This is a genomic window from Spirosoma jeollabukense (genome assembly GCF_054777855.1).
Genome location: NZ_BAAHAD010000007.1, coordinates 337,900 through 345,407, shown reverse-complemented (window position 1 = coordinate 345,407; position 7,508 = coordinate 337,900). Strand labels below are relative to the sequence as shown.

The 7,508-nt window shown below is 47.9% G+C and carries 8 protein-coding genes; all 8 read right to left on the bottom strand.

The features are described 5' to 3' along the window. Window positions 1-65: 65 nt before the first annotated feature. Entirely contained in the window at window positions 66-401 is a 336-nt protein-coding gene (locus ACYVEA_RS24215) for a hypothetical protein (protein ID WP_461116001.1), read from the bottom strand. 43 nt (window positions 402-444) lie between these two features. After that, the gene (locus ACYVEA_RS24210) at window positions 445-534 is read right to left on the bottom strand and encodes a transposase (protein ID WP_461116006.1); all 90 of its coding nucleotides are present in this window, start codon (window positions 532-534) and stop codon (window positions 445-447) included. Window positions 535-720: 186 nt separating this feature from the next. Beyond that, window positions 721-1,131 carry a molybdenum cofactor biosynthesis protein MoaE gene (locus tag ACYVEA_RS24205; protein WP_461116000.1) on the bottom strand — a complete coding sequence of 137 codons (411 nt, stop codon included), beginning with the start codon at window positions 1,129-1,131 and terminating at the stop codon, window positions 721-723. A 118-nt stretch (window positions 1,132-1,249) separates the two neighbouring features. After that, window positions 1,250-1,498 carry a MoaD/ThiS family protein gene (locus ACYVEA_RS24200; protein ID WP_461115999.1) on the bottom strand — a complete coding sequence of 83 codons (249 nt, stop codon included), beginning with the start codon at window positions 1,496-1,498 and terminating at the stop codon, window positions 1,250-1,252. Between the two features lie 152 nt (window positions 1,499-1,650). Then, window positions 1,651-2,631, bottom strand: a complete 981-nt coding sequence (moaA, locus tag ACYVEA_RS24195; RefSeq protein WP_461115998.1) for a GTP 3',8-cyclase MoaA — start codon at window positions 2,629-2,631, stop codon at window positions 1,651-1,653. Between the two features lie 504 nt (window positions 2,632-3,135). Then, window positions 3,136-4,263: an XdhC family protein gene (locus ACYVEA_RS24190; RefSeq protein ID WP_461115997.1), complete on the bottom strand. Its 1,128-nt coding sequence runs from the start codon at window positions 4,261-4,263 to the stop codon at window positions 3,136-3,138. A 119-nt stretch (window positions 4,264-4,382) separates the two neighbouring features. Continuing rightward, window positions 4,383-6,578, bottom strand: a complete 2,196-nt coding sequence (locus ACYVEA_RS24185; RefSeq protein WP_461115996.1) for a xanthine dehydrogenase family protein molybdopterin-binding subunit — start codon at window positions 6,576-6,578, stop codon at window positions 4,383-4,385. 41 nt (window positions 6,579-6,619) lie between these two features. Next, the gene (locus ACYVEA_RS24180; RefSeq protein ID WP_461115995.1) at window positions 6,620-7,081 is read right to left on the bottom strand and encodes a (2Fe-2S)-binding protein; all 462 of its coding nucleotides are present in this window, start codon (window positions 7,079-7,081) and stop codon (window positions 6,620-6,622) included. Between the last annotated feature and the right edge of the window lie 427 nt (window positions 7,082-7,508).

Here is a 7,508-nt window from a genome sequence, read left to right as displayed (position 1 = left end):
CATCCCCACTGGCACTGGTTTACTCTCATTCTGAGAGCTTTCCAAGGTAGGACATTCTTGGAATTTTACACTGGCTCAAATCTAAAGGCCGAAGCGGCCTGATCACCATAAACCTTTTCCAGGCGTTCTCCTGCCCGCCAGAGGATAGTACCGATCAGGGGAATGGCCGCCGGGCCTTCCGCTTCATTAGCTGCATGCACATCGGCCACCCATAGCCGCCCATCCGAGTCCACAACAAACTCTCGTTTTCGCCCGTTGACCCGTTTATTGACATCTATACCTCGATATTCGCAAATCATGGGATTGAGTTTAACCGCACCGGCGGACCGGCCCTGTGCATCAACACATAATACAGACGGATAAGCTTCTTTGTCGACTTGTTTTCGATCTATTCGATTCAAGGCGGCATTGATTCGCTCAAAGGTGCCATCCTGTTTCTACTGCTCAAAATAATACCGGGCTGGCGTTCCAGTAAACGGCCTGCCAGTTAGGCCATTCTTGGGGTAAATTACGCCATTGACAACCGGTTCGCAACAGCCACAGAATGATGTTGATAATTTGTCGCAATTCGTGTTTTCGCTTGCGTTTTAGATCGAAAAAAGGTGAAATTGCGGCTCATTGAGGGTCGGTCAGTGGCTTCCACTGTTTGGTCATGATTTTGCATCTTGGTCGATACAAAGTTGACACGACTCTCCACCTTTCTCAATTCCCCAACACGCTCTAAGGATGCGTATTTACCCATTCTTCTCCATCTATAAATACTTCTTTTTTCCAGATGGGAACGGTCTGTTTGATGGTGTCTATGATGTAACGGCAAGCCACGAATGCATCATTTCGGTGAGCGGTGGCTACCCCAATTAAGACCGCTATTTCACCGATTTGCAGGATACCTTTTCGATGGATGATGGTGTACCGTAGAATGGGCCAGCGCCGATTGGCTTCCTCAGCAATCTTCTCCATTTCGCTAATAACCATTCGGTCGTAGGCCTCGTATTCAAGCCTGTTTACTGAACGCTCGTGAGTTTTGTTACGGACTACACCCAAAAATAAATCAATAGCACCCGCCTGCTCTGATTCTATGGATTTTAAGGCAGCCGCGACATCAATGTGATCTGTTGTTATTACTATCATCAATCAGTTTATTTAATCAGTTTGTAGTTACCCCTGAGCGGTTGAACGCCTGGCATCAACAAGCGATGTTCAAGTATAAATGCTGTAAAGCGACAAAACGGATCGTACCTCGCTGAAATTAACCTCCACTTACAGGTGGAATGAGAGCAATCTCGTCGGAAGGTCCAATGAACTGATCAATTTCGGCATACTCGCCATTCACGGCCACTAAAAGTGAGCGGAGACCGGCCAACTCAGGATAGGCCTGATGTAATTGGTTAAGTAAATCCTGAACCCGGATTGGCTCATGAATGGGTACCAATACATTTGACTGACCCGTTAGGTCACGGGTCATACCAAATAACAACACGGAAATAGACGCATTCATAGGTTATCTGATTTCTGAAAAAATGTGACCGCTGTTCTATGAATGCATAGTGCGGTTTCGTTATGCTTTGCCTTTTACTCGTGAGGTACGATATAATAGCTTAAAAAAAGCCCTCTATTTTCACTGGTCACGGGAGTAAGAAACGATGAAATTTACCCGCCAATGGTAGCCATCGATTCACTAAGGATAGAGCGCTTTTGTTCAGCCTCGAAGCCATTGACTGGTCGGTGGGCGAACGCGAGTAGGAAAGCGTCTGCCAGTTCCTGATCGGAGACGCCTTCCCGCAACAGCGCACGGACGTCCAAAACACTATCACCATATAAGCAGGTTTTGAGCGACCCCTGGGCGGTTAGGCGAATGCGATTGCAAGTGCCACAAAACGTTCGGCTGAAAGCTGCAATCACCCCTATTCTTCCTTGATGACCTGGAATCTGGTACCCTGCCGACGTCGAAAATGTACTATCTGTCCGTTTTTGTAAAGTAGGGTAATAAGACTGAATTTCGGCTATGATACGTTGATGAGTCCAATAAAGTCTCGGGTAATGGCTTCCTTCGCCGTTGAAGGGCATTTCCTCGATGAAGCGAACTTCAACGGGCAACGTTCGGGTTAATTCAACCAATGGTTGTATATCCTGTATATTTTGGCCTTCTATAACAACCGTGTTTATTTTTGTTTGAATACCAGCGGCCAACAAACTATCTAGTGTTTTCAGAACGGCCGGCAATTCGTCACGCCGGGTGACTTGACGAAACCGATCCCGATTGAGTGTATCTAAACTTAAATTCACCGATTTAATGCCCAATGCCACCATATCCGCTACATGAGGACCCGTTAACACCCCATTTGTAGTTATGGATAGGTCATTGAGTCCGTTCAAGTAGCTTAATCGGTGCATAAAGCTTATTAGGCCAGCGCGCACAAAGGGTTCACCACCTGTGATGCGCACTTTGTTTATGCCTAAGCTGACCAGCACAGCAACAACACGCTCCATTTCTTCGAACGTCAGCACTTGCCGTTTCGGCAGATACTTAATGCCCTCTTCAGGCATGCAATAAAAGCATCGTAGATTACAGCGATCTGTGACGGCCAATCGGAGATAGGTAATGGGACGATTGTGATTATCGTAAATCATTTGTTTTTTACTAAAAGAGTTCGAGATTTATTCGGTCTTACGAACCGTATAGTAGATGAGGTAAAATAGAGATGAGGGACCCCTTCGGGCTTAGTCTCGATTTACTCAAGGCATTTTGTTAGGCCATATGTGCTTGTAGGTTACAAGCACATATACACTTGAAAGAAAACAGCCCAATATGATCAGGCTGTTTTCTGAGACGGTCTAATAAATATTAGTTGAGACACTCAACTGCCGAAGGTAACTGTCTATTGGCTGCGGCTTTTATTCGCTATCTCTCCACAAGGTGCACGCTTTCCACAGACGATACTAGGCCTGATTATTCTTAAAACCGATTAAAACGCCATAGCCGTACTTATCAGCGCTACGAGCAAAACGAAATAGCAATGAATTTAAGTCTAGCCCCTTTGTAAAATAGGATGACGACTGTACTGATGCAGATAGAGACAATAAAGGCCTTTGGTAAGTACCAGCCTAGTTAACATAACTAGACTGGTACTACTTCTAAGCCAGCGAAGGACTGGTAAGTCGTTTGTGAATGGGACCGGACTTATCTTTAAGAAAGCCGCCCGATCTCTTGGCAAATAAGGCTTTTATTTCAGCAATAATCGAAAGTGCAATTTCGTCAGGTGCTTCAGCGCCCAAATCAAGCCCAATTGGCGCATGTACCCGGTTTTGGCTGGTTACGCTATTGAAAAACCCTTCTTTCTCAAATTCGTCCTGCATCTTGTCAAACCGTGTGCGTGGCCCCAACATGCCAATGTAAGGAACGTCGGTCTGAAGTAAGGCTTTCAAAACGGCCCGGTCATAATTAAAGTTATGGGACATCAGCACCGCGGCCGTCCGGTTGGTAATCGTTAACTTATCGAGTACAGCCTGGCGATCGGCGTGTAACACGCAGGTAGCGACCGGAAACCGTTTGGGTGCTAGATGGGCAATGCAATCGTCTGTAATGGTTACCTGCCAACCCAACTCACTGGCCAGTTTAGCGACTGGGATCACATCATACCCGGCTCCGAAAATAATAAGCTCAATACTGGGGTCAATCCGTTCGATAAATACGTTGACCATTCCTGATGGACTAGCATACTCCTGACTTATAGGCCTTCCCGTCGCAAGTACAACCTCCATATCAGCCTGTAACCAGTCGGGTAAAGCCTCGGTATGGGATTCAGACATTATATAGCGGGTTCCAACCTGTAGCTGGTCCCCTTCCGGATGGCTTTTTAAAATCGTAGCCATGACTTGAACAACCCGTTGCTGCGTAAACGTCTCCAGCAGGACAATCGGATTGAGCGGATCATCTGGATCGATGGGTTCAATGAATACATCAATAATCCCGTTGCAGCCCAGGCCTACCCCGAAGCTGTTGGCATTGTCGTCCATCGTATCGTAGGTGACGACGATCGGTACTCCATCGAGCATGACCTGGCGGGCTTTGCGTAGCGCATCGCCTTCCAGACAGCCACCGCTGATAGCGCCTTCCCAACGGCCATCATCGGTGATGAGCATCCGCGCCCCCGGCCGACGGTAGGAGGAGCCTTCAACCCACACAACTGTTGCCAAGGCTGCTTTGCGGTGGGTAAAATCAACGTGTCTAAAGACCTCAACTATACGACTTATCTCTTTCATGGAGCAATTCAAACTCGTTCATCTACCTAGGATACGGTAGTTTAGCGATGTACCAAAGGCTTTGGTACATCGCCACTTATCTGTAGTTAGAAACAAACTTTAGGTAATTCAGGGATAGATTACACCAGTTCTGTTTTGAGAGCGCCCTCAAACGTATTGAGAATGGCCGGTACATCCCAGTGTTCTTCCGCCGGTTCGCCGGTGAGCATCATGGGAACGGTAGTGATGCGTTCGCCAGTTGCCATTTTAAGGGCATTACCCAAGGCAGGAGCTATACAAGCACCCATGGTTTCGCTGCTACCACTGGGCCCCTGAGTGCTTGGCACGATATAGCATTCTACTTTTTTAGGTGATGTGTGCATACGCGTGATGTGTACGTCGCTGTAAAAACGTTGGTCGATACCCCCATTGCTAAACGTAATTCGACTGTAACGAGCCATGCCAAGGGTAAATAACGCGGCTCCTTCCATTTGCGCGATGACGTTATCCGGGTTAATCACCATCCCGCAATCCATAACACATACCAGCCGGTCAATACGCCAATCGTTGTTAGAAAATACGGTTACCTCGGCCACACAGGCGGCATAACTCCGGTGGGCCGGCACTACAGCTATACCCCGTCCACGGCGTGTGCCCGGTTCGCCAGGCGCTAACGGTTTGTGCCATTCGGCTTTTTCCGCAGCCAGCCGCAGGCATTCTTTTTCACGCTTGTCGTCCGTCATCAGAGCCATCCGGTAGGCAAAAGGGTCCTGGCCAGCGGCCTGGGCGCATTCATCGATCATACTCTCGTGAGCAAACCCATTGTGGAAGGTTCCGGATGTACGCAGCCAACTAACCGTAATCGGTAATTCGGGTGAATGAAGATCCAGGCGGTGACTTGGTAGATCATACGGCTGATCGACCGAGCCTTCTACACTCATAAAGTCAATTCCGTCATGGATGACGGAGGCTTCAAAAGCGGTGCCTTTGCATATGGATTGGCCTACAGCCCGGTGTGCCCAGGCAATCAGTTTTCCATCCTGATCAAGACCTGCCTCAATTTGATGGATGAAGCCGGGGCGCAAGACCGTGCCGGGGCTGCTTACATCGTCTTCGCGGCTGTACATCAGTTTTACGGGCTTATTCGTACCCAGCGCTTTGATAATGGCCAGATTCTCCACCCAGCAAAGGGCGTGGGGGCCGCTTCGACGACCAAAGGAACCGCCACATTGCGTCATGTTTAACTTCACTTTATCGGGGCTAATGCCCATCATGCCGGCAACCGTATTCCCATCAATGGTAAATATTTGTGAAGGACCCCACATCTCAATCGTCCCATCCTCATGAATTTGCATAATGCTGTTCATGGTCTCGAATGGCATGTGAGCGCTGTAGGGCACTTCAAACTCATACGTCAATTTTTTGGCAGCACCGGCCAAGGCAGCGTCAACGTCGCCATAATCAATGGCTGTGGTGCCTGGCTGCTTGAGCAATTCCCGGAAAGAGGCTCGGATGCTGTCGCTGCTGAAATCATACGCCTTGCTATAGTCCCATTCCACTTTTAGCTTGTCAGCACCTTCGTAAACGCTCCAAAAATTATCGCCAGCGACAACAATGCCAAACGGACACTCCACGACCTGACGTACCCCCGGGAAGGCGAGGGTTTCAGTAGCATCAAAACTTTTGACGGTTGATCCAAAGCGGGTAGGCCGTCTAATAACGGCAGTAATCATACCCGGTAACTTTATGTCCTGTACAAACTGCGTCTTACCGTGTATTTTATCGTTGGCGTCCAATCGGGGGAAGTGCTTGCCTATGTAGGTAAAATCTTTGGGATCTTTCACCGCGGCATCTTTACGGACCGGCTCGGCCATAGCTTCCTGGGCAATGTCACCAAAGGTTAGGCTTTTACCGCTTGTACTATCGGTAATGACACCGGCCTTAATCGTCAGGTTATTCGTAGTAGTCCCCAGTTTTTTGGCGGCAGCCGATAGAAGCATTTGTCGCATCGCTGCGCCTGCCGTGCGATAGATCATATAGGAGGAATGAATCCCCGTTTGCCCACCACTTCCCTGTATACCCCCAAAAAGAGCGTTGCCATAAGGGCCTTGGGGCGTAGGCTGGCCGGGGGCCGTGATCACCCGCATCTGGTCAAAAGCGGCATCCAGTTCATCAGCTACCAAGGTGGCCAGACCGGTATAAATACCCTGGCCCATTTCTAAGTGCTTACTGATAACGGTTACCGTATTATCAGCATTTATGATGATAAAGGCTAGCGGGTTTGGCTCAGCGGGAAAAATGTATGTATCCTGTGAAGGCGCTTGTTCGGGGTTCATAAAGACAGATTTTTACGAGTGTAAAAAATAAAATGCGTTGGCTAGTTGCTACGTAGTGAAGTAGCAGCTAGATGAATGGCCTTCCGAATGCGTTGGTAGGTTGCACAGCGGCAAAGATTATGCTTCATCGCTTCATCAATATCATCATCTGTGGGGTTAACATTTTGCTTCAATAATATAACCGCACTGTTGATCTGTGCCGGTTGGCACATACCACATTGGGCCACATCCAACGCCAGCCAGGCATTAAATACGGCTTCGGCCACAGGGCCTTCCTGCCCTTCAATGGTGATGACTTTTTTTCCCTGTACGTCGGCTACCGTATTCTTACATAAATGCACCTGAGCCCCGTCAACCTCGCATACACAGCCACCGCATACGCCATGGCCGCAACTATACTTGCTACCCGTGAGGTTAAACTCTTCTCGAATCACCCACAAAAGCGGCATATCCGGGTGGGAAGTCACCTCTCTTTCTTGTCCATTTAAATGAATTGTCGGCATGATATATTATAGGTTTGTAGGTTTGATAAGACGTCGTACTAAAAAAAGGTAACGAATAAGGCTATCCATGTCTGAGTGCTTCGAAAACCAACTAATGGACTATTTTCATTAGTCCTAGCCAAGCCAGGGCCATTGAAAATTATCTGGTGTAAAAGTTGTCTAGTAGCGGTAAGCAGCAAAATTGGCACATAATACCATGAAAAAATTGTACGATAAGGCTATTCTTAGCGCTATTGTGTTTCGAATTAAGTCACAACTATTTACTAAAACGTAGATAGTGGCGTTCTTTATGTGAACGGGCGTTTTCACACGTTAGTAAACCGCACCGACGGCCGCTAATGATCTAGTTTATGTCTGCTTATCAGGCTGTTAGTAAAGGCTTATCAAGTAGAAATTCCGTTCTGATTAGTTGAATTGCCCCTTCTGA